General features: G+C 65.3%; 23 protein-coding genes. 16 read left to right on the forward strand and 7 right to left on the reverse strand.

Annotated features, from left to right (window positions below; genetic code table 11):
• Positions 1-18 precede the first annotated feature (18 nt).
• The 6 genes from AC1DDG_RS00790 (at position 19) to AC1DDG_RS00815 (ending at position 6,593) form a co-directional block, all read left to right on the forward strand.
• Entirely contained in the window at positions 19-1,737 is a 1,719-nt protein-coding gene (locus tag AC1DDG_RS00790; RefSeq protein ID WP_230117036.1) for a trypsin-like peptidase domain-containing protein, read from the forward strand.
• 267 nt (positions 1,738-2,004) lie between these two features.
• Positions 2,005-2,805, forward strand: coding sequence for an electron transfer flavoprotein subunit beta/FixA family protein (locus AC1DDG_RS00795; RefSeq protein ID WP_230117057.1), 801 nt, complete (start codon positions 2,005-2,007; stop codon positions 2,803-2,805).
• A 15-nt stretch (positions 2,806-2,820) separates the two neighbouring features.
• On the forward strand, positions 2,821-3,774 hold the full coding sequence (locus AC1DDG_RS00800) for an electron transfer flavoprotein subunit alpha/FixB family protein (RefSeq protein ID WP_230117035.1): 954 nt from the start codon (positions 2,821-2,823) through the stop codon (positions 3,772-3,774).
• Positions 3,775-3,778: 4 nt separating this feature from the next.
• Positions 3,779-4,558, forward strand: a complete 780-nt coding sequence (locus AC1DDG_RS00805) for a PIG-L deacetylase family protein (protein WP_230117034.1) — start codon at positions 3,779-3,781, stop codon at positions 4,556-4,558.
• A 73-nt stretch (positions 4,559-4,631) separates the two neighbouring features.
• On the forward strand, positions 4,632-5,171 hold the full coding sequence (locus tag AC1DDG_RS00810; protein WP_230117033.1) for a gluconokinase: 540 nt from the start codon (positions 4,632-4,634) through the stop codon (positions 5,169-5,171).
• A gap of 9 nt (positions 5,172-5,180) precedes the next feature.
• Positions 5,181-6,593 (forward strand): GntT/GntP/DsdX family permease, encoded by a 1,413-nt coding sequence (locus AC1DDG_RS00815; RefSeq protein ID WP_230117032.1) that lies wholly within the window; start codon positions 5,181-5,183, stop codon positions 6,591-6,593.
• Positions 6,594-6,693: 100 nt separating this feature from the next.
• On the opposite strand, the gene AC1DDG_RS00820 is transcribed toward AC1DDG_RS00815, so the two are convergent.
• From AC1DDG_RS00820 to AC1DDG_RS00835, 4 genes are all read right to left on the reverse strand, one after another.
• Positions 6,694-7,548, reverse strand: a complete 855-nt coding sequence (locus AC1DDG_RS00820) for an anti-sigma factor (RefSeq protein ID WP_476874594.1) — start codon at positions 7,546-7,548, stop codon at positions 6,694-6,696.
• A gap of 1 nt (position 7,549) precedes the next feature.
• Complete coding sequence (gene sigK / locus AC1DDG_RS00825; protein WP_476874595.1) at positions 7,550-8,155, reverse strand: ECF RNA polymerase sigma factor SigK; 606 nt, start codon at positions 8,153-8,155, stop codon at positions 7,550-7,552.
• 253 nt (positions 8,156-8,408) lie between these two features.
• On the reverse strand, positions 8,409-8,876 hold the full coding sequence (locus AC1DDG_RS00830; protein ID WP_230117029.1) for a tRNA (cytidine(34)-2'-O)-methyltransferase: 468 nt from the start codon (positions 8,874-8,876) through the stop codon (positions 8,409-8,411).
• Positions 8,877-8,918: 42 nt separating this feature from the next.
• Positions 8,919-9,866 carry a J domain-containing protein gene (locus tag AC1DDG_RS00835; RefSeq protein WP_476874596.1) on the reverse strand — a complete coding sequence of 316 codons (948 nt, stop codon included), beginning with the start codon at positions 9,864-9,866 and terminating at the stop codon, positions 8,919-8,921.
• Between the two features lie 416 nt (positions 9,867-10,282).
• Between AC1DDG_RS00835 and AC1DDG_RS00840 the strand changes: the two genes are divergently transcribed.
• The gene (locus tag AC1DDG_RS00840; RefSeq protein ID WP_476874597.1) at positions 10,283-10,924 is read left to right on the forward strand and encodes a hypothetical protein; all 642 of its coding nucleotides are present in this window, start codon (positions 10,283-10,285) and stop codon (positions 10,922-10,924) included.
• Positions 10,925-11,074: 150 nt separating this feature from the next.
• Here AC1DDG_RS00840 and AC1DDG_RS00845 read toward each other — a convergent pair whose 3' ends face one another.
• A complete protein-coding gene (locus AC1DDG_RS00845) occupies positions 11,075-11,488 on the reverse strand; it encodes a hypothetical protein (protein ID WP_476874780.1) in 414 nt (137 codons plus the stop codon).
• A 106-nt stretch (positions 11,489-11,594) separates the two neighbouring features.
• Between AC1DDG_RS00845 and AC1DDG_RS00850 the strand changes: the two genes are divergently transcribed.
• Both AC1DDG_RS00850 and AC1DDG_RS00855 read left to right on the forward strand, forming a co-directional pair.
• Positions 11,595-12,269, forward strand: a complete 675-nt coding sequence (locus AC1DDG_RS00850) for a helix-turn-helix transcriptional regulator (RefSeq protein ID WP_476874598.1) — start codon at positions 11,595-11,597, stop codon at positions 12,267-12,269.
• 62 nt (positions 12,270-12,331) lie between these two features.
• A complete protein-coding gene (locus tag AC1DDG_RS00855) occupies positions 12,332-13,561 on the forward strand; it encodes a cysteine desulfurase family protein (RefSeq protein ID WP_476874599.1) in 1,230 nt (409 codons plus the stop codon).
• Here AC1DDG_RS00855 and AC1DDG_RS00860 read toward each other — a convergent pair.
• Positions 13,540-14,793 (reverse strand): NAD(P)/FAD-dependent oxidoreductase, encoded by a 1,254-nt coding sequence (locus tag AC1DDG_RS00860; protein WP_476874600.1) that lies wholly within the window; start codon positions 14,791-14,793, stop codon positions 13,540-13,542. The two genes, AC1DDG_RS00855 and AC1DDG_RS00860, sit on opposite strands and share 22 nt — an antisense overlap.
• A gap of 251 nt (positions 14,794-15,044) precedes the next feature.
• Here AC1DDG_RS00860 and mnmA point away from each other — a divergent pair, with 251 nt between their 5' ends.
• The 5 genes from mnmA (at position 15,045) to AC1DDG_RS00885 (ending at position 22,028) form a co-directional block, all read left to right on the forward strand.
• The gene (gene mnmA, locus AC1DDG_RS00865; protein WP_476874601.1) at positions 15,045-16,187 is read left to right on the forward strand and encodes a tRNA 2-thiouridine(34) synthase MnmA; all 1,143 of its coding nucleotides are present in this window, start codon (positions 15,045-15,047) and stop codon (positions 16,185-16,187) included.
• A gap of 253 nt (positions 16,188-16,440) precedes the next feature.
• Positions 16,441-18,075 (forward strand): ABC transporter substrate-binding protein, encoded by a 1,635-nt coding sequence (locus AC1DDG_RS00870; RefSeq protein WP_230117022.1) that lies wholly within the window; start codon positions 16,441-16,443, stop codon positions 18,073-18,075.
• A gap of 128 nt (positions 18,076-18,203) precedes the next feature.
• Complete coding sequence (locus tag AC1DDG_RS00875; RefSeq protein ID WP_476874602.1) at positions 18,204-19,295, forward strand: ABC transporter permease; 1,092 nt, start codon at positions 18,204-18,206, stop codon at positions 19,293-19,295.
• A 1-nt stretch (position 19,296) separates the two neighbouring features.
• Positions 19,297-20,316, forward strand: coding sequence for an ABC transporter permease (locus tag AC1DDG_RS00880; RefSeq protein ID WP_476874603.1), 1,020 nt, complete (start codon positions 19,297-19,299; stop codon positions 20,314-20,316).
• Between the two features lie 2 nt (positions 20,317-20,318).
• On the forward strand, positions 20,319-22,028 hold the full coding sequence (locus AC1DDG_RS00885) for an ABC transporter ATP-binding protein (protein WP_476874604.1): 1,710 nt from the start codon (positions 20,319-20,321) through the stop codon (positions 22,026-22,028).
• Between the two features lie 84 nt (positions 22,029-22,112).
• Here AC1DDG_RS00885 and AC1DDG_RS00890 read toward each other — a convergent pair whose 3' ends face one another.
• Positions 22,113-22,772 carry an NADPH-dependent F420 reductase gene (locus tag AC1DDG_RS00890; RefSeq protein WP_476874605.1) on the reverse strand — a complete coding sequence of 220 codons (660 nt, stop codon included), beginning with the start codon at positions 22,770-22,772 and terminating at the stop codon, positions 22,113-22,115.
• Between the two features lie 112 nt (positions 22,773-22,884).
• Between AC1DDG_RS00890 and AC1DDG_RS00895 the strand changes: the two genes are divergently transcribed.
• Positions 22,885-23,340, forward strand: coding sequence for a chorismate mutase (locus tag AC1DDG_RS00895; protein ID WP_476874606.1), 456 nt, complete (start codon positions 22,885-22,887; stop codon positions 23,338-23,340).
• A 3-nt stretch (positions 23,341-23,343) separates the two neighbouring features.
• Positions 23,344-24,387, forward strand: coding sequence for a uroporphyrinogen decarboxylase/cobalamine-independent methonine synthase family protein (locus AC1DDG_RS00900; protein ID WP_476874607.1), 1,044 nt, complete (start codon positions 23,344-23,346; stop codon positions 24,385-24,387).
• Positions 24,388-24,408: the final 21 nt, after the last annotated feature.

A 24,408-nucleotide genomic window follows, 5' to 3' on the forward strand; every position in this document is an offset into this window, starting at 1 on the left:
AGGATGAAAGGAAGTCCAATGACTGAGAACCCACTACCGGGGGCAGCGCCTGAGAATCGAGATCCTGCAGGGCGGCCCGCTGATCCTACGGTTCGGCCCGCCACCCCGGAGGGTCTCCAGCAGGGGGACGGCCAGCCGGGGAATGTTGAGCCGCTGGGGAGCTATCAGGACCGAGCCCCTGAGCAGCCGAACGGCCACACTGAGCGGTCGGGCAACGACACTGAACGACTCGCCGATGACGGTGCCTGGCGCGCCCGGGAGAACCCCACCATGAGGCTGGACCGTCCCGAGGATAGGGGGGACGCCCAGGGCAATCCGCCGCCGGAGTCCTTCAACGGACCGCGGCCCGTCTATCCCCAGCACGCCCCGTTCTATGGGCACCAGTCCGGGCCTGCGACTCAGCAGTTCGCGTCCGCGCACGAGAATTCGCCCCAGCACACCGGCGGACCCGGTCAGCCGCATCAGCCGGTGTATGGCCAGCACGGTGCGCACTCTGCCGTTCAGGGCAACCCGGCCAATGCCCCCAAGCGCAAGGCAACCTTTGGCGTGGGCACCCTTGTGGCCAGCATCCTTGCCGCCGGACTCGTTGGCGGCGGGGTGGCAACGGTGGGAGCCGGCAACCTCTTCGACCCCGGAACCGCGCCGGCGGCGAGCACAGGCAGCCAGCCCGGAACGGTAATCGTCAACAACCAGGAGGACGTCAACGCCATCACGGCCGCGGCCGTCAAAGCATCACCGAGCGTTGTCACTATCAAAGCCACGAGCGGCAGCGAAGGCGGCACGGGCTCCGGCATCATCCTCGACGACCAGGGCCACATTCTCACCAACACACACGTGGTGACCCTGGACGGCGCAACGGCAAGTGCGGCCATTGAAATCCGCACCAACGACGGCCGGGTGCTTTCCGCCAAAATCGTTGGAACCGACCCTCTTTCCGACCTTGCCGTCATCAAGGTGGATAACCCCTCCGGGCTGACTCCCGCCACGCTCGGTGATTCAGGCAAACTGAATGTCGGCGACACGGCAGTGGCCATCGGCTCACCGCTGGGTCTCACCGGGACGGTGACGGACGGCATCGTCTCCACCCTCAACCGGACCATCAGCGTCGCGTCGTCGGCCGCGCCCAAGGGCGGCCAGGACAGTTCCCAGGGCGGCGACCAGGGCTTCGAGTTCGCACCTCCGGGCCAGGGCCAAGGCCAAAGCTCCGCGGGCAAAGGCTCGATCGCCATCAACGTGATCCAGACTGACGCAGCCATCAACCCGGGCAACTCCGGCGGTGCGCTGGTGAACAGCAAGGGTGAGGTGATTGGTGTCAACGTTGCCATCGCCTCGGCCGGCGGCAGCTCCGCGGCGACCGGAACGGGCAACATCGGTGTGGGCTTCAGCATCCCGATCAACCACGCCAAGCGGGTGGCCCAGGAGATCATCGATAAGGGCAAGGCGACTCACGGCCAGCTTGGCGTCAGCGTCAGGGAAAAGACGGCCTCGACTTCCTCCTCCGGATTCTCGGTCGGCGCAGACGTCGCCACGGTGGAACAGGGTTCCGCGGCAGCCAAGGCAGGCATCAGGGTGGGCGACGTCGTTACACGCTTCAACGACCTCGCCATCAGCGACCCGAACCAGTTGACCGCCGCCGTGCGGGAGCAGCCGGCCGGTGCTTCGGTGAAGGTCACCATTCAGCGGAACGGCCGCGAGCAGCAGCTAGACGTGACGCTCGGCGCCGCAGCAGAACAGTAGGCAGTCAAAAAGCAGTACCGCCGACGGCGGGCCCCACCATGGGAGGTGCGGCCCGCCGTCGGCGTCCCCGGTTGTGTCGAAGTGCCCCGGCGCCTTCGTCTGCACAGCGGGCCGGATCTGACACAGGGGTTAACACGGGACGGCACCAGCCCGCCCCTATATGGTTAGCTAGGAGCTACCCATACCCCGGGCGTTCCGCGGCCATGACCTCACCCGGCTGGCTATCCACAAGCATGGAAGGCTGCTGTAAATACAGTGGAAGAGACATTGAAGATCATCGTCCTGGTCAAGCATGTGCCGGACGCCCAGTTCGACCGGCACCTCAGCGGCGAGGGCCACACGACGGACCGCGACGAGAGCATTCTGTCCGAACTGGATGAATACGCCCTGGAGGCCGCGCTGCAGCTGATCGAGGCCCGTGGCGGCAGCAAGGCCGGCAACAAGGTCATCGCGCTCAGCATGGGGCCGGCCGGTGCAGCCAACGCCATCAAGAAGTCGCTGCAGATCGGCGCGACGGAGGGCGTGCACCTCACGGATGACGCCTTGGCCGGCTCGGACGCGGCCGCCACGTCGCTCGCCCTCGCGGCGGCGGTCCGGCACCTCGGCGGCGACAGCCCCGTGGACCTTGTCCTGACCGGCATGGCCTCCACCGACGGTGAAACGTCCCTCGTGCCGGCCCAGCTCGCAGAACGCCTGGGTCTTCCGCAGGTGACGTTCGCGTCCTCACTGGATGTCGACGGAGGACGCATCACGGCACGCCGTGACGCAGGCACCCACTCGGAAACGGTTGAGGCCGCGCTGCCGGCAGTGGTATCCGTGACGGACCAGATCAACGAGCCCCGCTACCCCAACTTCAAGGGCATCATTGCGGCCAAGCGCAAGAGCATCACCACGCTCTCGCTGGCCGACGTGGGAGTCGATCCCTCCCAGGTGGGCCACGCCGGATCCTGGACCACGGTGACGTCGGCTGAGGAACGCCCGCCGCGCACGGCTGGCACTATCATCACCGACGAAGGCGACGCCGGCATCAAGCTGGTTGACTTCCTGGCCGCCCAGAAGCTGCTCTAAGAGGGATCACAAGACATGGCAAACGTACTCGTATTCATTGACAACCCGGGCCAGGCTCTCAAGAAGAGCAGCCTTGAACTCCTGACCATCGCGCGGTCCCTCGGGGAAACCGCCGTCGCTTTCAACGGAGAACTGCACGACGACGTCGCAGCCGCCTTGGGTGCCTACGGTGCGGCCGCTGTCTACCGCCCGTCGGCTGACGACCTGGATGACTACCTGGTGGCCGCCAAAGCAGCTTTTGTGGCGACGGCGGCGGACAAGTCCGGCGCCACCGCAGTGCTGGTTGAAAATTCGCCCGAGGGCAAGGAAATCGCGGCACGGCTGGGGATCCGATTGAGCGCGGGCGTCATTACCGACGTCGTCGCCGTCGACGCCGACGGCACCGCCCACAAATCGGTGCTGGCTGGTTCCTACACCACCGCAGCGAAAGCGACCACGCCGGTCAGCGTGCTGGCGGTCAAGGCCAACATCGTCACCCCCGAAACAGCGGCAGCGCCGGGCACGCCGGAAACGGTGACGGTGGAGGTCCCTGCCGATGCAGCCGCCACAGCGGCCCGGATCACAGCACGCGAGCAGAAGGTTGCCAGCGGGCGCCCGGACCTCACCGATGCACGGATCGTCGTGGCCGGAGGCCGCGGACTGGACGGGGACTTCAGCCCGGTTGAGGAATTGGCTGACGCCCTCGGCGCAGCAGTGGGGGCATCCCGTGCCGCCACCGACGCCGGCTGGATCAGCCACGACGCCCAGGTTGGCCAGACCGGCAAGACCGTATCCCCGCAGCTCTACATCTCGGCCGGCATCTCCGGAGCCATCCAGCAGAAGGCCGGCATGCAGACTGCGAAGGTGATCGTGGCCGTGAACAAGGATGCGGAGTCTCCCGTCTTTGAAATCGCGGACTTCGGCATTATCGGGGACCTTTTCCAGGTTCTGCCGCAGGCGACTGAAGAAATCAAGAAGCGCAAGGCCTGAGCCCTTGACCGCACACGCTGTACCAGCACAGAGCCCGTTCAACCCGGACAAGCACCGGGTTGAGCGGGTGCTCTGTTTTGCTGCCCATCCGGACGACATCGATTTTGGTGCCGCCGGCACCATCGCCGCCTGGACGGCGGCCGGCGTCGAGGTCAGCTACTGCATCATGACCGACGGCGATGCCGGCGGCTTCGATCCGGCTCATCGGGCGGAAATCATCGCACTGCGGGCCGCCGAGCAGCAACGTGCGGCAGCGCTCGTCGGTGTCACCGACATCCACTATCTCCATGAACGGGACGGGTTTCTCGAACCCAACCACCAGGTGATGTGGGGAGTGGTGAAGCTGATCCGCGAAATCCGGCCCGACGTCGTGCTTTCCATGCATCCGGAGCGCAACTGGAACCGCATCCAGAAGAGCCACCCGGACCATCTGGCCGTGGGTGAAGCGGTGACGCGCTCCATCTATCCGGCGGTTGAAAACCCCTTCGCGTATCCGGAACTCGCCGAATCCGGGGTGCCCGCCTACAAAGTACCGTGGCTGTGGCTCTACGCCGGGCCGGACGAGCGGGAAAACCACTTCGTGGACGTCACCGCGCACGTGGAAAGCAAGCTCAAGGCGATCCACGTCCACGTTAGCCAGCACCCGGACGTGGAGGCCATGGAAACGTCCGTGCGGAACGGAATGCGGGTTAACGCGCAGCGCGCCGGGTTCCCGGACGGACGCAGCGCCGAGGCGTTTCATGTCGTCACAATCAACGGTCCGGGAACGATTGCAGGGTTCTAGGATTGCCACACTGTAACCCGTGTCATATGCTGGCCTCTGCTTAAATCATATTTATTCAGGAAGGCAGACTTTGATGGCGAAGACTGCACAGCAGCCGGTTCTGGTGATCATGGGCGTCTCAGGATCCGGCAAATCAACAGTGGCAGGCGTTGTGTCCGGCAGGCTCGGCTGGGACCTCGCGGAAGGCGACGACCTGCACCCTGCAGCGAACGTGGCCAAGATGCAGGCCGGCCAACCTCTCACCGATGACGACCGTTGGCCGTGGCTGGAAACCATAGCGGACTGGATCCGTCAGCACACCCAAGCCGGCACCCCCGGCGTTATTACGTGCTCAGCCCTCAAGAAGCGATACCGTGATGTCCTTCGGGACGAAAACGTCGTTTTCGTGTTTCTTCAGGGCAGCAAGGACAACATCTCCGGCAGGCTGGCCTCTCGCCACGGCCACTTTATGCCGCCGGCGCTGCTCGAATCGCAATTCGAGGCGCTGGAAGAACCCACCGAGGATGAGAACTACATCTCCCTGTGCGTCTCGGCCACTCCGGCCGAGGAAGCGCAGGAAATCATTGAACGACTGAATCTCACAGCCGCCTCCGCCGCTCCGGATCAGAACTAGGAACTCATTTTGAACTCTCTTATTGCAACGCAGCTACCCGCTGCCGTCGAGGGCTGGACAGGCCACGACACCCAGCTGCTGGTTGTAGCGGGCATCGGCATCGCGCTGATCGTGGTGCTGATCGCCAAGCTCAAGCTGCACCCGTTCCTGGCGCTCGTGCTGGGATCGGCCTTCGTGGGCCTGGCGTCCGGCGTGGAGCTGCCCAAGATCATCACCAACTTCGAAGAAGGCGTGGGCGGAGTGCTCCGGGAGGTCGGCCTGCTGATCGCGCTCGGCGCCATGCTCGGCAAGCTCCTGGCTGACTCCGGCGGGGCCAACCGCGTGGTGGATACGCTGCTGGAAAAGGCAAGCGGGAACAAGGTGGTCTGGTCCATCACCCTCGTGGCCGTGATCATCGGCCTGCCGATGTTCTTCGAAATCGGCCTCGTGCTGCTGCTTCCTGTGGTCGTGCTTGTCACCCAGCGCTCCCGGATGCCGCTGATGCGCATCGCCATTCCGGCACTTGCCGGCCTGTCGGTCCTGCACGGCCTCGTTCCGCCCCACCCGGGACCCCTCATCGCGATCAGCGCGGTCAAAGCTGAGCTCGGCACCACGCTCGCCCTCGGCCTACTGGTGGCCATTCCCACCGTGATCATCTGCGGACCGCTGTTCTCGCGCCTTGCCGCCAAGTGGGTTCCCGTAGGCGCGCCGGCGGTGGCCGGCGGCATCGACACCGAACACGGAGCCGACACGACGGGCGTCAAGCGGCAGCCCACGTTCCTCGTCACCCTGCTGAGCATCATCTTTCCCGTGGTGCTCATGCTCGCCAAAGCAGTGGTGGACATCGTCTGGCCCGATCCCGAGACGGCACCCGGAATCCGGACCTTCTTCGACTTCGTCGGCCAGCCCCTCGTGGCCATGACCCTGGCCGTGCTCCTGGCCATCTTCACCTTTGGCTACGCCGTGGGCTTCACCGGCAACAGGATTACCGCCAAGATCGGCGCCAGCCTCGGACCCATCGCGGCCATCCTCCTCATCGTCGGTGCGGGCGGCGGCTTCAAGCAGACGCTGATCGGCGCAGGGGTTGGGGACGCGGTCAAGAAGTGGGCTGAAGGCACCAACATGTCCGTGCTGGTCCTCGGCTTCATCGTGGCCGTTGCGCTCAGGCTCGCCACCGGTTCGGCCACCGTGGCAACGGTGACGGCGGCCGGCATCGTCGCTCCACTGGCCAGTTCGCTGAGCCCCACCCACGCGGCACTGCTTGCCCTGGCCATCGGTGCGGGATCCCTGTTCCTCTCGCACGTCAACGACGCCGGCTTCTGGCTGGTGAAGGAATTGTTCGGGCTGACCGTCGGGCAGACCTTCAAGACCTGGTCCGTCATGGAGACACTGATCTCGGTGGTCGGCTTCAGCTTCGTGATGCTGTTGTCCCTTATCATCTAGCTTCACAGCCGGGACAATCGAAGCCGCGCAGGCCTTGCTCCTACCAATCGGTGGGAGCAAGGTCTGCGCGGCTTCTGTCGTAGGCCAGGCTCTGGTGTGCTCAGGTATTGAGCGGCGCAGCAGCCACGGTGGGAAGCGTCGGCGAGGCGGAGCCCCCCGCAGGCTCCACGGTGATTCCGAGCGAGGCGGCCGTGCCAATCCCCTTGACGACGGCAGGCTTTGACAGGGCCTCAGCATCCATCAGGCCCTCGGAAACAGGAGCGGAACCGTCCTTCGGAATCAGCCACATCTGGTAGACCTTTCCAGGCGGAGGGGCGGGAACGTCCTTCATCCGTACCACCAAGGCGTCCGTCGATGACGATATGGAAACTGTCGCTGTACCGCCGCCACTGACATCCACCGTTGCCTGGCGAACGTCCTGTGCCTCCAGGACCTGCCTCAGCGGATCGTTCTGGTTGGCCACGTAGGCCCCGACTCCCACACCGCCCAAGGCGATGACTGCAGCAGCCGCGACACCGATCAGCCAGTTCCGCACACCGGGGGACCGGCGTCGGACTTCACGGCGTTCGCGTGCAGCGGCAAGCTCGTCCGCAAGCGGCAGCTCGTCCTCAACCGGCGGCTCTGCCGCCGGAGCTTCCGCGCGCTCCGCTGCAGGCTTCGCGGGAAGCTGGGCGACTATGCGCTCAAAGAGATCTGCCGGAGGTTCTTCCTCCACGGTGAATGTCGTGGCCAGTGTTTCCCTGGCCTGGCGAACCCGTTCCTGGAAGGACGCCCGTTCCGCCTCCGGAGCCGCCCTGACGTAGGCTTCGATGGCCTGACGCTCTTCATCAGTCACGGCGTCCAAGGCGTAGACCTCGGCAAGTTCAACGGCGCGGCCGGCGGTCAGGTCAGTGGAAATGTCGGCAGCGAACGCCCGGGGCAGCTGTCGCCCGTTGGCATCATGTGTTTCGTTCATTTCAACTCACCCCCAGACAGGTCTTCAATCGGATCAGTCCGTCGCGGATGCGGGACTTGATGGTCGGTATGGCCGCATTCAGCTTTTCGGCGACCTCGCGGTAGGTGAGCCCGCCGTAATAGGCCAGCCGCACGGACTCCTGCTGTGTTTCAGTCAGTGTGTCAAGGCACCGGACCACGGCTTCGGCCTCCAGCCGGCTGCCCACCTCGTCAGACACGGAATCGTGGTCGATGTCCTGGCTGCTGGCGCCGTACTTGGCCTCGCGGTCGCTGGCGGACTGCGAGGACCGCACCTTGTCCACAGCACGCCGGTGCGAGATGGTCATGAGCCACGCCAGGGGGCTCCCGCTTGCAGCGTCGAACTTGCCGGCAATCTGCCACACCTGCAGAAAGACCTCCTGCGTCGTGTCCTCGCTGAGCTCCGGATCGATCAGGACGCGCCGGGCCATGCCGTAGACCCGGCGTGAGGTCAGCCGGTAGAACTCGGCGAAGGACGCCTGATCGCCGCCGGCAATGCGCTCCAGCAGTGCCGCCAACTGGCGGTTAAGATCGACGGCGGTGCCGGGCGGGGCCGGGGCGTCAAAGTTCGGCGCGTTGGGAGTTTCCATCACAGTCAAGCATAGGTCTCCGGGAGCCGCTCCCTGAGCAGTTGCGCCGGATACGGCAGCATCGTGCTGGGCAAAACGCAGGGTCGGTTGGCCCGAATGTACTGTTTTCACCTGCCGCTCCTCATGCCCGGGGAATGTGTTCAGGAGTGATTCGGTGCGGGAGGTGCGGCGGATGGGTGTGACAGGTAAGAATGCCCGGTAAAAACCTGGATGACCCGCACAACAGGTGTGCGCCCGTGGGAAGGGTCCCGGATCAGAGTTGCGCGCCGGCGAAGCCGTGCTGCCGCCAGGCTTCGTACACGGCGATGGAGGCGGCGTTCGCCAGGTTCAAGGACCGCAGTGAGGGCAGCATGGGGAGCCGCACCCGGGACGTCACGTGGGGATCGTTCTTCACATGCTCGGGCAGCCCAACCGACTCCGGGCCGAACAGCAGGACGTCGCCCGGCAGGTATGAAATGTCGGTGTAGGACAGTTCGCCGTCGGAGGTGAAGGCGAAGACGCGTTCGGGCTGCAGGGCCGTCCAGGCCGCCTCAAGGTCCGGATGGACTGTCACGACTGCAAGATCGTGATAGTCCAGGCCGGCGCGGCGCAGCTTGGCATCCGAGAAATCGAAGCCCAGCGGCTCCACGAGGTGTAGTTCGGCGCCGGTGATGGCGGCAAGCCGGATGGCGTTGCCGGTATTGCCGGGAATTTCAGGGGTGTGGAAGAGGATGCGGAACACCGTTCCATCCTAATGCCGGGAAAATGCCGGGCCGGCGCCGGGTCAGTGCATCCCCCTGAGCAGCCTGGCAAGCACCGGGACGTTGACAGTGTTCGGCGCGGGCCCGCCGGCCAGGAACTGCTTGAGGCCCCTGGCGAGACCGGCTGCGTTGACCACCTGAACAACATCGGAGGAGCCGCGGGACCGGCGGTGGTGATCGATGACGGGTTCGTGAAGGTTGCCGTCCGGGCTGTGGACCACTGTCCACCCCGTCACGTTCAGTTCGGGGAAGATGTCCTGCATTGCCCAGACCACCTGGGTCAGCTGCGGGGGAGCGATTGACCGGCCGCCGTGGTTAAGCGTGCCGCCGTCCCAGGCATAGGCGCCTTTGGGCAGGAGCATGGATCCGATCAGGGCAAGCCGGTAGCCCGAGAGCAATGCGTGATCGATGTGGCTGTTGTCCGCGGGAGACTGCAGGCCATTGATCAGCCGTGCCGCCGGGATCGCAGGCAGAACCTGCCGGCTGATGAGCTGAACGGTCCGCAGCTCGCGCTGGATCCGGGCTTCGGCGCCGAAGATGCCGCGTTTTCTCGGCATCCCATGGACCTGCCGGCTGGCCACGTCGAACGGGACAAGTGGGACGGCGCCTGGGGTGTCAAAGGGCGGCACGTAAATGGGCTCGTCCCCCGAGGTGTTCCGGGGAGTTCCCGGCCTGTGGATCGTCGCGGAGGCATGGCTTCCGGCCGCCGGTGCATCAAAGTGTGCCTCGTCCGCGCCTTCCCTGTTCCGGTGCCGGGGTCCGCCGGCGTAAGAGCGGTCATAGGCCGCCCTCCGCCGGGGGTCGATCAGGGTTTCATACGCCAGGGTGACTAGCCGGAACGTTGCGGCGTCACCGCCGTGATCGGGATGCGAGGCCCTTGCCGCCCGGCGGTAGGCCACCTTGATCTCCCTGTCCGTTGCGGTCACGGGGACGCGGAGTACCTCGTAGTGGGAGCTGTTGCCCTCGCTCAAGCACGGTCCTTCGGTTGATGTTGCCAGCGCACTCACGCCGCCCGGTCAGCCAAGCATATCGGCCGGCCATGCCGGACTAGTCAGACAACGTCCGTGCCTGTGTCCAAGGTTCCCGGCGGCAATGGAGCGCCCACGCGGCCGGGTCCACATCGAACGGCCCCGGCGGCAATGGAGCTGCGCCCAACGGCCCGGCACTTAGAGGGAGGGGCGGCCCCGTCTAGACTTTTGCGAAGGCCCGTAGTGCGCGGGGGACGAGCCGCACGCCGCATCCGGGTGCCGGCGACAATTGGAAGGTGGAGATGGCCGAGGTGCTATGCGCTTTGCGGCGAGGCAGTCTGAGAAGCCGTGACCGACGTCGCCCCGGTCCGGGGCAACTGGCTCCCGGGCGCAGGGCTCAAGAACGTCGGGCGTGGGTAGTGGTGGCTGCAGTAGTGGCCGCGGCGTTTCTCGGCGGCTGCAGCGTGCGGGTGCCGGACCCGGCCGCCCCGGACACGGCACCCGCCACCCGCCAGCCCGCCACCCCTACGGTCTCACCGGGTCACGATGCCGGCGCCGTCGCCGCGCGCAGCATGCCCTTCTCGGCAGGGTCCACGCTCGCCCGCGGCGTTCCCGTGCAGTTGTCCGACGGTCTGGCTGACGCGCCGGGCTGGCGGCGGGCAGGGAACGGCGCCGGAGCCGCCAGTGAGTACCGGAAATCCGACGGCTGCCTGGCCGCGGCCAAGGTCCGGATCAATCAGTGGCCGCTGGTAGCAGGCAACGACAGGGAATCGACAGAGGGGCTTTTCGCCTATCTCGATCCCACCATCCTGCCGAAATACCTGACGCCGGCATCGCTTCGCTGGGGCGGAGAACCGGGCAGGCAGGGTCCGACCGTGGATGTCCTCGTCCTTGAGCGTGCCGCTGTATCCAAGGGCACCACCGCTGCCGTGCTGGCCAGGGTATTCGGGAAGGCGGGTTCATCCGTTTTCGTGGCCATCTCATGCCCGACGGCGTCAGCGCTCACCGCCGCAAAGACGGACGTCGCGCGCTGGCTCACCGTCGTGCCGCCGGCCGAGTAACAGCCGGACCCCTGCCGTGCTGCGCGTGGTGAGCTATGCGCTAGCGCGGTCAGGGGTCTCAGGCTGTCGGGTCAGGGCTGTGGGCGTTCACGCCATGCTTTGTTGCGCCGTGGACCTTTGCTACGCCGAGGACCGGAGGCCGGGGCGAAGCTACTTTCGGGCGGCCGTAGCGAGCCGGTTGAGCGCCAAGGCCCCCACCAACAAGCCGAAGTCGCGCAGCGCGACGTCGTAGAAGTTGCCGAGAATGAGCAGGTTCACGATGATGCCCAGCAGCCACGCAGCCACCACCAGCGAACCGATCCGTGGGCGGAACGCCACGAGCACGCCTGCAACAATTTCGATGATCCCCACCACGTACATGAAGGTCTGCCCGGACACGGGGACCACCGACGTCGCGACCGGGGCGAGGTAGCCCGTCCAGTCCGTGAGCAGGTTGAAGAATTTGTCCAGGCCAAACAGGATCGGCGCCACCGTAAAGACGGTTCGCAGGAGCAGGAAGGCCTGCCGGGCAGTGTCCTGCGCCAATGCTCCGGTCCTTGCGGCGTCGTTTGCAGACGGTTTCATCACTGGGGTTTTCATGACACGCTCCTTCTAAAAGTAGATAACTTGATTTTAGACCCCGCCTGGACATTTAAGCAACAGATCTTGTTTTTAGAGATACGCTTGAGTCATGACCCGTGAACCAACCACAAAGCTGTCGTGGGCAGCGCGGCTTGCCGCCCTCACGTCACTGGGTGATGCCACCCGGCGGCGGCTTTTTGAGTTCGTCGCCTCATCGCCTTCAGCGGTGGGGCGCGACGACGCAGCCGGCGCCCTCGACCTGCCGCGCAGCACGGCATCCTTTCACCTGGACCGATTGGTGCGGGACGGCCTGCTCGCCGTCGAATTCAGGAAGCTTGGCGGGAAGGCCGGCCCCGGTTCGGGCCGCCCGGCCAAGCTGTACCGCCCGGCGCTTGACGAAGTCGGAGTGTCGGTCCCGGACCGGAGTTACGACCTCGCCGGGGAGCTCATGGCGTCCGCAATCGAGGCGTCTATGTCTGGCCAGGGTTCCGCCCACGAAGCGCTCGTCGCCACGGCCCACTCCCGCGGCCGTGCTTCGGCTGAGCGCGGGGCCTCCCTGGAGGAACTGCTGACCGAAACCGGGTACCGGCCGACGCCCGACGGGCAGGGGGGCATTGTGCTGATGAACTGCCCCTTCCACCGGCTCGCTGAGGGGCATGCGGACGTAGTCTGCGCCATGAACGGCGCCTTCCTCAGCGGCGCCGCCTCCGCCTGCGGTATGCCTGAGGAGAAGGTGGAAGAGGATCGGACCTCTGGACGCTGCTGTGCCAGGATCAGGCCGTAACGGGCTGTTTTCGCGCCCGAAGGGCCCGAACGTGCTGCAGGGCCGCGGGTAGAATTGATCCTGTGCCTGCTTACCTGGACCATGCCGCCACCACGCCCATTGCCGCCGAGGCTCTGGCCGCCCTGACCCGCGAACTGGCCCGGACCGGAAACCCGTCGTCCCTCCACGGTGCCGGACGACGCGCCCGGCGTTCCGTTGAGGATGCACGCGAAACCATCGCCGCAGCCGCTGGAGCGCACCCGTCTGAGGTGATCTTCACCTCGGGTGGCACCGAGGCCGACAACCTCGCCGTCAAGGGCCTCTATTGGTCCAGGCGCAGCGATGACCCGGGTCGGCGGCGGATACTCTGCTCCGCCGTCGAGCATCATGCCGTCCTGGACACCGTGGAATGGCTGGAACGCCACGAAGGTGCCGAGGTCGCCTGGCTTCCGGTGGATTCCGACGGCGTGCTGGACCTTGTGGCCTTTGAGGCCGAACTCCTGCGCGATCCGCAGTCGGTTGCCCTCGTGACGGTCATGTGGGCCAACAACGAGGTTGGCACCGTCCAGCCCATCCAGCGCGTCGTGGAGCTTTCCCACCGCGCAGGGGTGCCTGTTCACTCCGACGCCGTGCAGGCCTTCGGTTCTGTGCCCTTGGATTTCAAAACTTCCGGCCTCGACGCCATGTCCATTTCCGGGCACAAGATCGGCGGCCCCGTGGGCGTGGGCGCCCTGATGCTGGGACGCGCCGTGAAGCTCACTCCGGTGCAGCACGGCGGCGGCCAGGAACGGGACGTCCGCTCGGGCACCCTGGACACCGCGTCGATCGCCGCCTTTGCGGCAGCCGCTGACACAGCAGCCAAGAATCTCCGCGAAGAATCAGCACGGATAGCGGCCCTCAGGGACAGGCTCATTGCGGGGGTCCACGAAGCCGTTCCTGCGGCGGTGTTACGTGGAGCGCCCGGGGCGGGCCGGCTTCCCGGGAACGCGCACTTCACTTTTCCAGGCTGCGAAGGGGATTCGCTGCTTTTCCTGCTTGACCTTGCCGGCGTTGAATCGTCCACCGGCTCCGCCTGCACCGCCGGTGTCCCACGCCCGTCCCATGTCCTGCTGGCCATGGGGTTGGACGAGGAAACCGCCCGAGGTGCGCAGCGCTTTACCCTCGGCCATCCGTCGACAGAAGCGGATGTGGACGCGCTCCTGGCTGCCCTGCCGGGAGCCTTCTCCCGCGCCCGGCAGGCCGGGATGGCCGGCCATGAGTCATCCATCCAGACCGCTGCCACTGTTGCCCGTCAGGCGTCCGGCATCAGCTGATCAAACGGGACCGCCGGGTCGGCCAGCGTTTCGGCTGCCACCTCCGAGCGCGCGGAAATGAGGGCCTTGATGGTCTTCTGCGCGCTTGGCTTGCTGGACCGTGGCCAGTTGACGCTCATGCCTGCCACTACGCGTCCTTCCCGTTGCCAGAAAGCGACGAACTCCTTCGACTCCAGGGACCCCCGGAGGACGGGAGCGGCGCCTGCGGCAAGAGACGGGAAGCCCGAATACTCCATGCTGACGTCAAACTGGTCTGTGTAAAAGTACGGGATGACGTCCAGGGCGGCGTCGTGGCCGAGCATGGATTTTCCTGCGACCTTGCCACCGTTGAGCGCGTTGGCCCAGTGTTCGCTGCGGATGTGCTCGCCCGTGAACGGATGCAGGGCATTGGCGACATCGCCGGCAGCGAAGATGTCGGGGGCGCTGGTCCGCAGCGACGCATCGGTGAGGATGCCGTTCCGTAGCTCCAGGCCGGCCGCGCCGGCCAGGGCGGTGTCCGGAACGACCCCGACGGCGATGACCACGATGTCCGCCGGCAGCTGCTCGCCCGAATCGGTGAGCACTCCGGTGACTTTGCCCGCGTGCCCGGTGATTTCACGTGCCGACGCCGGCAGCCGGAAGTGCACGCCGTTGCCCTCGTGCAGGGCCCGGAAGAACCGGCCCAGATCAGGGCCAATGGCGCCGCCGAGTGGAACCGCCTCCAGCCCAAGGAGCGTGACGTGGTTCCCGTAGCTGCTGGCCGCTGCTGCCAGCTCCATGCCAATCCAGCCCGAACCGATCAGGACCACATTGCGGCCACCGTCCGTGAGCAGGTCCCGCAGGTGGCGGCTGTCATCCAGCGTCCGGAAGGTGGTGACTCCGTCGAGTCCGGTGCCCGGCAGCTGTAGGGGCCGGGGGAGTGCCCCTGTGGCGAGAAGCAAGGCACCGTAGTGCTGCGATCCGCCGTCCGCATAACGGACGGTGTGGCTGGCCGGATCAACCTCGGTGACGGGAACGCCGAGGCGCAGGCTGACATTGTTGTCCGCGTACCAGTTCTCCGGCACCACCTCCACGTCGTCCTCCCCCGCTTTTCCCAAGAGGTAGTCCTTGGAAAGCGGCGGTCTGATGTAGGGGTAATGGGACTCCGCCCCGGCAATTGTGATCTGGCCTTGGAATCCTTCAGTGCGGAGTGTGCGGGCGGCTGTGGCGCCGGCCAGTCCCGCCCCCGCAATAATGATGCTCTCAGGGGTCATGATCAGCTCGATTCGTCCGGCGGGCCACTGCGCCCGCGCTCTAAAACCATTGCCTTTGACTTTAGAAGGGACGCCGGGAACCGTCAAGGTCCCGGACGTCAGGAGAAGATGGGCCGCCACGGCGATTCAAGCCCCGATTCCGTCGGGCGGTAGAATAGACGGGCAAGCGGCGTGTCAGCGGGTTCACCACCCTGACTTGCTGCACCGGCCTGAAGGCCGGATTGCCGTGAATAGCCCTACAGAAAGCCGACATGCGAGTTTTAGCAGCCATGAGCGGCGGAGTTGACTCCGCCGTTGCCGCCGCCCGCGCCGTTGAGGCGGGGCACGACGTCGTCGGGGTTCACCTTGCGCTGTCCCGGATGCCCGGCACCCTGCGCACGGGAAGCCGGGGCTGCTGCACCATCGAGGACTCCCGAGACGCCTGGCGCGCGTGCGATGTCCTGGGGATCCCCTATTACGTCTGGGACTTTTCCGAGCGGTTCAAGGAGGATGTGGTCCAGGACTTCATCGATGAATACGCTGCCGGCCGGACGCCCAACCCCTGCATGCGCTGCAACGAACGCATCAAGTTCGCCGCGCTCCTGGAAAAGGCAATCGCCCTGGGATTCGACGCCGTGTGCACGGGCCACTACGCCAAGGTCATCGAAGACTCGGACGGCAACCGTGAACTACACCGTGCCGCGGACTGGGCCAAGGACCAGAGCTACGTCCTTGGTGTGCTCACGCACGAACAGCTCAAGCACTCGATGTTCCCGCTCGCGGAAACCCCGTCCAAGGCCGAGGTGCGGGCCGAAGCGGAGAGGCGCGGACTGTCCGTGGCCAACAAGCCTGACAGCCACGACATCTGCTTCATCCCCGACGGCGACACGGCCGGCTGGCTCGCGGAGAAAATCGAGATGACCACCGGCGACATCGTTGACGAAACCGGGTCCAAAGTCGGCGAGCACCCCGGGGCCAATACCTTCACGGTCGGCCAGCGCCGCGGCCTGAAGCTGGGCACGCCGGCAGCCGACGGCAAGCCCCGGTTCGTGCTGGAAATCCGGCCCAAGGAAAACAAGGTCGTGGTGGGACCCGAGGCGCTCCTGGCCATCGATGAGATCCGCGGCATCAAGGTCTCCTGGGCTGGGCTGCCCATCAGCGAGGTGGACACCGGTGCCGAATTCGAGTGCTACGCCCAGGTCCGCGCGCACGGCGACCCCGTTCCTGCTATGGGCCGGGTAGAGCGGGTTGCCGATGACGGCGGCGTCTACCGGGACGGCCTCGTGGTTACGCTGACGGAGCCCCTGCGCGGCGTCGCGCCCGGGCAGACCGTTGTGCTCTACCAAGGCAGCCGGGTTCTCGGCCAGGCCACGATCGACACCGCGCGCTCGATGCAGCGCGCCGAGCTGAACTAACGCGCCCCCTGGATTGATCTGACTCAACTCCGGACCATGTAACGGCCGGCGGATTCCCGCCGGCCGTTTTTTCGTACCCATGAGTAGGTCCGGAACCCTGACCCACCCAAATATGGTAAATTTTGTGTCTCATCTCACAGGATGCAACGTTTCACCGGGCAACCGTCTGGTTCAATCAAGGCATCAGGACTGCGTGTCGCCCGCACAATTCATGCCGGGCCGCGCGCGCAATCATCGAACAGAAAGTTCACAGATGGCAATGAACAAAAAAGCCTTGCAGGGCGCTATCGCGTTCGCAGGCATTTCCGCTTTCGCACTGACTGCCTGCACGGGCCCCTCCGGCGGCGGCGGAACATCCACAGGCAGCGCTGGCGGCGGCACCATCACGTACGGCACCACGGACAAGGTGGTTACTCTCGATCCTGCGGGTTCCTATGACGCCGGCTCCTTCATGGTCATGAACCAGATCTATCCATTCCTCATGAACTCCAAGCCCGGATCAGCGGAGGCCAGCCCCGACATCGCGGAGTCCGCCTCTTTCACGAGCCCCACGGAATACACCGTGAAGCTCAAGCCGGGCCTCAAGTTTGCCAACGGCCACGCGCTCACCTCCTCGGACGTCAAGTTCTCCATCGACCGCGTTGTCAAGATTGCGGACCCCAACGGGCCGGCTTCGCTGCTCTCGAATCTGAAATCGGTGGCAGCCAAGGATGATTCCACGGTCGTCTTCACGCTTAAGGCGGCGAACGACCAGGTCTTCCCGAGCGTCCTCGGTACCAACACCGGTCCCATCATCGATGAGGAAGTCTTTCCGGCAGACAAGGTCATGGGCGACGACGACATCGTCAAGGGCAAACCCTTCGCGGGCCAGTACACGATCGAGAGCTACAAGAAGAATGAGCTTGTCAGCCTCAAGGCCAACCCGGACTACAACGGCCTGCTCGGCAAACCCGCCAATGACGGCGCCAACATCAAGTACTACGCTGACTCCAACAACCTGAAGCTGGACGTGCAGCAGGGCAACATCGACGTCGCCGGCCGCAGCCTCACAGCCACCGACGCCGCCGACCTGGAAAAGGATTCCAAGGTCAAGGTCCACAAGGGCCCGGGCGGCGAGCTGCGCTACATCGTGTTCAACTTTGACACCATGCCGTTCGGTGCAAAGTCCGCGGATGCGGATCCCAAGAAGGCGCTCGCAGTACGCCAGGCCATGGCCGACATTGTGGACCGCGACGCCATCGCCACCCAGGTTTATAAGGGCACCTACCTGCCCGCGTACTCCGTCGTTCCGGATGGACTGCCGGGTGCAGCCCAGCCTCTCAAGGAAATGTACGGTGACGGCAACGGCAAGCCGGATGTTGAAAAGGCCAAGAAGGCCTTCGCCGACGCCGGTATTTCCGGCACGGTCAACATCAAACTGCAGTACAACCCGGACCACTACGGCAAGTCCTCGGGCGACGAGTACGCCATGGTCAAGGAACAGCTGGAGAAGTCCGGCCTGTTCAAGGTGGACCTGCAGTCAACCGAGTGGGTCACCTACTCCAAGGCACGCACCGCGGATGCCTACCCGGTCTACCAGCTTGGCTGGTTCCCGGACTATTCCGACGCCGACAATTACCTGACGCCGTTCTTTATCCCCGGCAACTTCCTCAAGAACCACTACGAGAACCCGGCTGTCACCGACCTCGTCAAGAAGGAACTGGTCACGGCTGACAAGGCCGAGCGCGAAAAGCTTCTGGGTGACGCGCAGACCGCCGTCGCCAAGGACCTTTCGACGTTGCCGTTGCTGCAGGGCGCCCAGCTCATGGTGGCCGGCGCGGATGTCAAGGGCGTGGAACAAACCCTTGACCCGTCGTTCAAGACGCGTCTCGGCGTGATCTCCAAGTAGGACCTGACCCCATCAGGTCCTGTCGAGCTTAGGAGGCGGGACGCCCACCCGGCGTCCCGCCTTTTCTGCTGGATGCACAGTAGATCCGGGGCGGCACGGTGCCCCGGAAACGTCAACTTTAGGTAAGAATGACTACTCTGATTGAGGCGCCGCCAAGCGACGCCGACGGCCTACTGCCGTCAAAGAAAAAATCGGCCGGCGGGGGACTTGGCCAGTACATCATGATCAGGTTCCTGCTGATCTTTCCAACTATTTTCATCCTGGTCACCATGGTGTTTTTCCTGATGCGGATCACCGGCGATCCGATTACGGCAGCCATGGGTGGCCGGCTTCCACCGGAACAGCTGCAGGAGCGGATCCATGCCGCGGGCTACGACCGCCCCCTCCTGGTGCAGTACTTCGAGTACCTCGCCCAGCTCATCACCGGCAATTTCGGCACCACACTCTCCGACAACCGCAAGGTGACGGAGATGCTCGCCACCTACGGTTCGGCCACGCTTGAACTGACGATCAACGCCCTGGTTGTGGCGCTCCTGGTCGGCATACCTTTCGGCATGATTGCAGCGCACCGCCGCGACCACATGCCCGACGCCGTGCTGCGCGTGTTCGCGATCCTCTGCTACGCCACACCGGTCTTCTTTTCGGGACTTCTCTTCAAGCTCACTTTCTCGGTCTGGCTCGGCTGGTTCCCTGTTGCAGGGCGTGCCAAGACATCCAGCGAACTATCGCTCACAGCGCTCCAGGCGCCTACCGGGATCTATTGGCTTGATGCGGTCCGAAGCGGGAACATGGCCGCACTGGGAGACGTGCTGGCGCACGCCGTGCTGCCAGCGCTTGCCCTGGGGCTCCTGACGGCCGGGATCTTCCTCCGGCTGGTCCGTACGAACGTGATCGGTACTCTCGGCAAGGACTACATCGAGGCGGGGCGTTCCCGCGGAGTCAGCGAATTCCGGCTGGTCACCAAGCACGCCTACAAGCCGGCGCTGATCCCGATCATCACCGTGATGGGCCTTCAGATCGCCGTAATGCTCGGCGGGGCAGTCCTCACGGAAAAAACCTTCGAGTGGAAAGGCCTGGGCTTCCAACTGGCCAATTACCTGACCGCCCGCGACTTCGTGGCGGTGCAGGGCATCGTGGTGTTGCTGGCCGTCATCGTGGCCGTCACCAACTTCATCGTGGACATCGTGGCCGCGCTGATCGATCCCAGGGTGAGGTACTGACATGAGCACACCTACTCCGGTGTCGTCCACCGTCCACCGCAGGGCGCCGCTGTTCAAGAGGCTCCCTGTCATTTCGCACTTCAACAAGAGCGTGGGGCTGCAGCGCACGATGCTCGTCATCGGTCTCGTCCTGACCGGGCTGTTCCTCCTGACGGCGATCTTTGCGCCGCTCGTGGCACCCTACGGCTTTGCCCAGCTCTCCGACAACGACGGCAGCTTTCCCACGCAGGAGCCGCCGGGTGGCAAGCATCTGTGGGGAACGACTGTGGGCGGATACGACGTGTTCTCCCGCGTCATTTGGGGCTCGCAGACTGCCATCTTCGTGATCGTCGTGGCCGTGGTGCTGTCCATCTTCGCCGGCGTCATCCTGGGCCTGGTGAGCGGCTACCTCGGCGGCTGGCTGGACCGCATTCTTGTGGTCGTCGCGGACGCCATTTACGCGTTCCCCTCTCTCCTGGTTGCCATTGTCATGGCGATCGTCATCAGCGGCGGCGAGTCGAACCTGTTCGGTGGCGTCCTGGCGGCGGCCATCTCAATCACCGTGGTGTTCATTCCGCAGTACTTCCGGGTCATCAGGGCGGAGACGATACGCCTCAAGGCTGAACCGTTCGTCGAATCGGCCAAGGTGGTGGGCGCTTCGAATGTCCGCATCATGAGCCGGCATATCTATCGCAACGCCACCAGGACGCTGCCGCTGATCTTCACCCTGAATGCCTCCGAAGCGATCCTGACCCTGGCGGGTCTTGGCTTCCTGGGGTTCGGCATCGAGCCCAGCTCGGCCGCGGAATGGGGCTTCGACCTCAACAAGGCGCTTGCTGACACAACTTCCGGCATCTGGTGGACGGGAGTGTTTCCCGGTCTGGCAATTGTGTGGACGGTGCTTGGCCTCACGCTGGTGGGGGAGAGCATCAATGACCTGAACGATCCACGCCTTCGCGGACGCAAGAGTGCCGGCGGCAAAGGCAGGGGACCGGACCCTACAGCGGTGGCCCAGGCGGCCCTGCAAGCAGAGGTGAGATAACTTTGAGCATCGACATAGGTTCAGTGTCCGACCGGCACGAGGCCAGCGGCAGCCCTGTTCTTGAGATCGAGAATCTCAAGGTCACTTTCGCTACCGACGGCGGCGACGTATACGCCGTCAAGGACGTCAGCCTCGAGGTGAAGGCCGGCGAGGTCCTCGCCATCGTGGGCGAATCCGGTTCCGGCAAAACCGTCACCGCCAAGACCATCCTCGGCCTGCTTCCGGAAACGGCCACAAGCGGCGGGGCGGTGCTGATCAACGGCAACAACGTCATCAGCGTCAGTGCGGCCAAACTCAGGCAGATCCGTGGACGTGACGTGGCGATGGTCTTCCAGGAGCCGTCCACGGCCCTGAATCCCGTCTTCACCGTGGGCTGGCAAATCGCAGAAGGCATCCGCGCCCACGCGGCCGGCGGGCAGCGGGTATCCGCCAAGGAAGCCAAGACCAGGGCCATCGACGCCCTCCGCAAGGTGGGGATCCCCGATCCGGAGAACCGCGTCAACTACTACCCGCACCAGTTTTCCGGCGGGCAGAAGCAGCGCGTGGTCATTGCCGCAGCGCTGGCCCTGAATCCCGGACTGATCGTGGCGGATGAGCCCACCACTGCATTGGACGTCACGGTCCAGGCGGAAATCCTCGAGCTTCTGCGGGATCTTCGGGACAAATACGGAACGGCCATCGTGCTGATTACGCACAATATGGGGGTCGTCGCCGATCTCGCCGACCGCGTCGTGGTGATGTACCAGGGCGACGTCGTCGAAGAAGCCCCGGCGAAGACGCTGTTCGCCGAACCCCGGCAGGACTACACGAAGAAGCTGCTGGCAGCCGTCCCGCACCTTGGCCGGAACTCGGCTTCGGAAGGGATGACTGAGCGGGCGCACCAGGGCGGGAAGGTCCTGGTCGAGGCCAAGGACCTGACCATCGAGTACCCCGGCCGGCTGGGTACGCCTGCCTTCAAGGCTGTGGACGGTGTCAGTTTCACAGTCTCCGAGGGGGAGGTCTTTGGCCTTGTGGGCGAATCCGGCTCGGGCAAGACCACCATCGGCCGTGCCATCGCAGGCCTCAACCGGACCACCGGCGGAAGCCTGAACGTGCTGGGCTACGAGATGCTCAACCTCAAGGAGCGGACGTTCAAGCCGCTGCGCAAGGAAATCGGGTTCGTCTTCCAGGACCCGGCCGCATCGTTCAATCCGCAACTGACCATCGGGGATTGCGTGGCGGAACCGCTCATCATCCACACAAACCCAACCCCGGCCCAGGCACGCAAGCGCGTTGGCGAGCTGCTCGAATCAGTCCAGCTGCCGGCGTCGTACGCTGACCGCTTTCCGCACGAGCTGTCCGGCGGGCAGCGCCAGCGGGCATCGCTGGCCAGGGCCCTGATCCTCAACCCGAAGCTGCTGATCGCTGACGAGCCGACGTCGGCGCTGGACGTTTCGGTGCAGGCGAAGGTCCTGGAGCTGTTCAAGGAAATCCAGCTGGAGTTCGGGTTCGCGGCCCTGTTCATCAGCCACGACCTCGCAGTGGTGGACATGCTGTCGCACTGGGTAGGTGTGCTGTACAAGGGCAAACTGGTTGAGCAGGGGATCGGCCACGACGTCATGGGTGCGCCGCGGCACGACTACACGAAGCGGCTCATCGCCTCGCTGCCGGTGCCTGATCCTGCCGAGCAGGCGAAACGGCGGGAAGACCACCGCACCCTCCTGGGCATCTAGCCCGGCGGTCAGGGACTGCCAAGCGTGCCCACTCTCCACAGCGGAGGGCGGGCACGCTTTGTCTTGCGGAGTCATCCTTGTGCCTTAACCGGTGACCACCTTGATGTTGAACGCATTGTTGTTGCCCTGCGTCAGAAAAATCCGTAGCCAGAGCGGCAGCCACATTTCCATGCCGCGGGCGGCGTCCAGGGGTCCCAGATCCCTGATGTGTTCCGGCCGCCAACCGAATTCCGCGAGCAGCCGAGCCACCACGTCCTTGGCTTCCGCGTCGTCGCCGGCCAGAAAGGCGTCGTGGTCGCCGCCGGCCAGCCGCTCCGGGGCCACCATCACGTCGGCGCGCATGGTGTTGAGGGCCTTGACCACCCTGGCCGTCGGGAAGGCCCTTTGGATGCTTTCCGCGAGGCTGTCCGTATTCGATATGGAGAGCGACGGCGGGAAACCCGCCGAATGGTCCAGCGGATTGGCCACGTCGATCAGCACCTTGCCGCCCAGGTTCATGGTGCTCGCGGCCGCGAGCACTTCGAGTGACACAGCGCCTGGTGTGGCGTTGATAACCACTTCGCCATCCGCGGCTGCATCGAAGAACGTGGCGGCCTTCGCGAGCGGGCCGGCACCGGCAGCCCACTCCACAGCTGCCTCGTTCGTGGCCGTCCGCGAACCGAGCGTGACGCTGTGCCCAACCTCCACCAGTCTGCCCGCCAGGGTTCTGCCCACAATGCCCGTGCCAAGAACTGCGATCTTCATGCCAACCTCCATCGTCGGTGTGTTGCGGAACACTTACATTCTCCGTCCGGCGGAGGCCGGTGCGGGCGCTTAACACCGGCGGAGTTCCCGGCTCTGCCCATAGACTGGAACCATGACCGAGCTAAACCATGATCTGCCTGACACTGAGTCCTACGACCCCGCCGCGAGCTCGCTGGCCGGGCACGTGGATCCCGAAGTGATGGCGGAGCTGTTGTCGATCCGGTCCAGCATCGACAACATCGATGCAACCCTCGTCTACCTCCTGGCGGAACGGTTCAAGGCGACGCAGAAAGTGGGCTTCCTCAAGGCGGCCCACCGGCTTCCCGCGGGCGACCCCGGCCGGGAAACGGCGCAGATTGCACGGCTGAGACGGCTCGCGGAAGATGCCCAGCTTGACCCTGCCTTCGCGGAAAAATTCCTGAACTTCATTATCGGCGAGGTGATCCGCCACCATGAGGCGATCGCCGAGGACCATCTCAATGCCGCCGCGCGGGGTACTAACGGCCAGGCCGGTGCCGTCCGGCCGGCCGGCCCGGTCTCCGGCCCCTCAACACCGCTCAACGCCTAAGCCGTGCCTGCAGCAGAGGAGGCGCAGCAGCTCCAGGTGACTGCCACCGCGCTGGGCCCATGGCCGGGGCATGATCCGGTTGAGGCCGCCCGCATCATTCGCGGCGAACTGGGCAGCCCGCATCTTCCGTTCCTCGCCGAACTGCCGGACCGTGGCGTCGGCGCCGACGCCATAGGGCGCACGGCGTCCCTGCTCGTGGAGATGGCGGTGGACGTCCAGCCCCACGGCTGGCGCATTGTCGACCGCCCCGGGCGCGATCTCAGCCGGGCGAGGTCGGCGCTCTCCACGGACATCAACGTGCAGGCGGATGTTGCAGGGGCAGAGGACACCCCGGCGGCTGAATTCAAGGTTCAGCTTGTGGGCCCATTGAGCCTGGCCGCCGGACTGCACCTCCACAACGGTGAGCGGGCCCTGATTGACTATGGCGCACGGCGCGACATCGCAGCCTCCCTTGCTGCCGGCCTGGGGGAGCACCTTGGACGCGTTGCCACCGCTGTTCCGGGCGCACGGCTCGTAGTTCAGCTGGACGAACCGGATATCGCGTCCGTACTGGCCGGCACCATTCCGACGTCCAGCGGTTACCGTACGCTGCGCTCCGTCGCCGGCCAGGAGGTGGCGGATCTTTGGCGCGTAGTGGTGGATGCCCTCCGGGCCGCCGGCGCCGCCGAGACTGTCATTGCCGTACCGGAAATCGAGGCGCCGTTTGAACAGATTCTCGCCGCCGGTGCCGACGGGATAGCCGTTCCGCTCAAGGCACTGACATCACGCCAGTGGGAACAGCTGGCCGAGGCCGTCGAAGCCGGCAAGCGGCTCTGGGCCGGTGCCCTGGCAGTGGAGAACCCTGCCTCTGAATTGCCGAGGGCCGCGGAGGTCGCGGACGCGGTGTGGCGACCTTGGCGGCAACTCGGGCTGCCGGCGGCGTCGCTGGGCACGCTCCGGATCACCCCTTCCGCGGGACTTGAGGGGTACGCGCCGTCGGGTGCTTCAGCGGTGCTCACCCGCCTGACGCACGCGGCCGATGCCCTGAACCAGCTCGCACTGGGCTGAATCCGCAACCGGGCTGAACCC

The sequence above is a fragment of the Arthrobacter sp. 10L430 genome, from assembly GCF_056395245.1.

Excerpts from the sequence above, each read along its gene's own strand:
- AC1DDG_RS00790 (WP_230117036.1), top strand. The coding sequence starts at position 19 with ATGACTGAGAACCCACTACCGGGGGCAGCGCCTGAGAATCGAGATCCT.
- AC1DDG_RS00800 (WP_230117035.1), top strand. The coding sequence starts at position 2,821 with ATGGCAAACGTACTCGTATTCATTGACAACCCGGGCCAGGCTCTCAAG.
- AC1DDG_RS00810 (WP_230117033.1), top strand. The coding sequence starts at position 4,632 with ATGGCGAAGACTGCACAGCAGCCGGTTCTGGTGATCATGGGCGTCTCA.
- AC1DDG_RS00820 (WP_476874594.1), bottom strand. The coding sequence starts at position 7,548 with ATGAACGAAACACATGATGCCAACGGGCGACAGCTGCCCCGGGCGTTC.
- sigK (WP_476874595.1), bottom strand. The coding sequence starts at position 8,155 with ATGGAAACTCCCAACGCGCCGAACTTTGACGCCCCGGCCCCGCCCGGC.
- AC1DDG_RS00845 (WP_476874780.1), bottom strand. The coding sequence starts at position 11,488 with ATGAAACCGTCTGCAAACGACGCCGCAAGGACCGGAGCATTGGCGCAG.
- AC1DDG_RS00850 (WP_476874598.1), top strand. The coding sequence starts at position 11,595 with ATGACCCGTGAACCAACCACAAAGCTGTCGTGGGCAGCGCGGCTTGCC.
- AC1DDG_RS00860 (WP_476874600.1), bottom strand. The coding sequence starts at position 14,793 with ATGACCCCTGAGAGCATCATTATTGCGGGGGCGGGACTGGCCGGCGCC.
- mnmA (WP_476874601.1), top strand. The coding sequence starts at position 15,045 with ATGCGAGTTTTAGCAGCCATGAGCGGCGGAGTTGACTCCGCCGTTGCC.
- AC1DDG_RS00870 (WP_230117022.1), top strand. The coding sequence starts at position 16,441 with ATGGCAATGAACAAAAAAGCCTTGCAGGGCGCTATCGCGTTCGCAGGC.
- AC1DDG_RS00875 (WP_476874602.1), top strand. The coding sequence starts at position 18,204 with ATGACTACTCTGATTGAGGCGCCGCCAAGCGACGCCGACGGCCTACTG.
- AC1DDG_RS00880 (WP_476874603.1), top strand. The coding sequence starts at position 19,297 with ATGAGCACACCTACTCCGGTGTCGTCCACCGTCCACCGCAGGGCGCCG.
- AC1DDG_RS00890 (WP_476874605.1), bottom strand. The coding sequence starts at position 22,772 with ATGAAGATCGCAGTTCTTGGCACGGGCATTGTGGGCAGAACCCTGGCG.
- AC1DDG_RS00895 (WP_476874606.1), top strand. The coding sequence starts at position 22,885 with ATGACCGAGCTAAACCATGATCTGCCTGACACTGAGTCCTACGACCCC.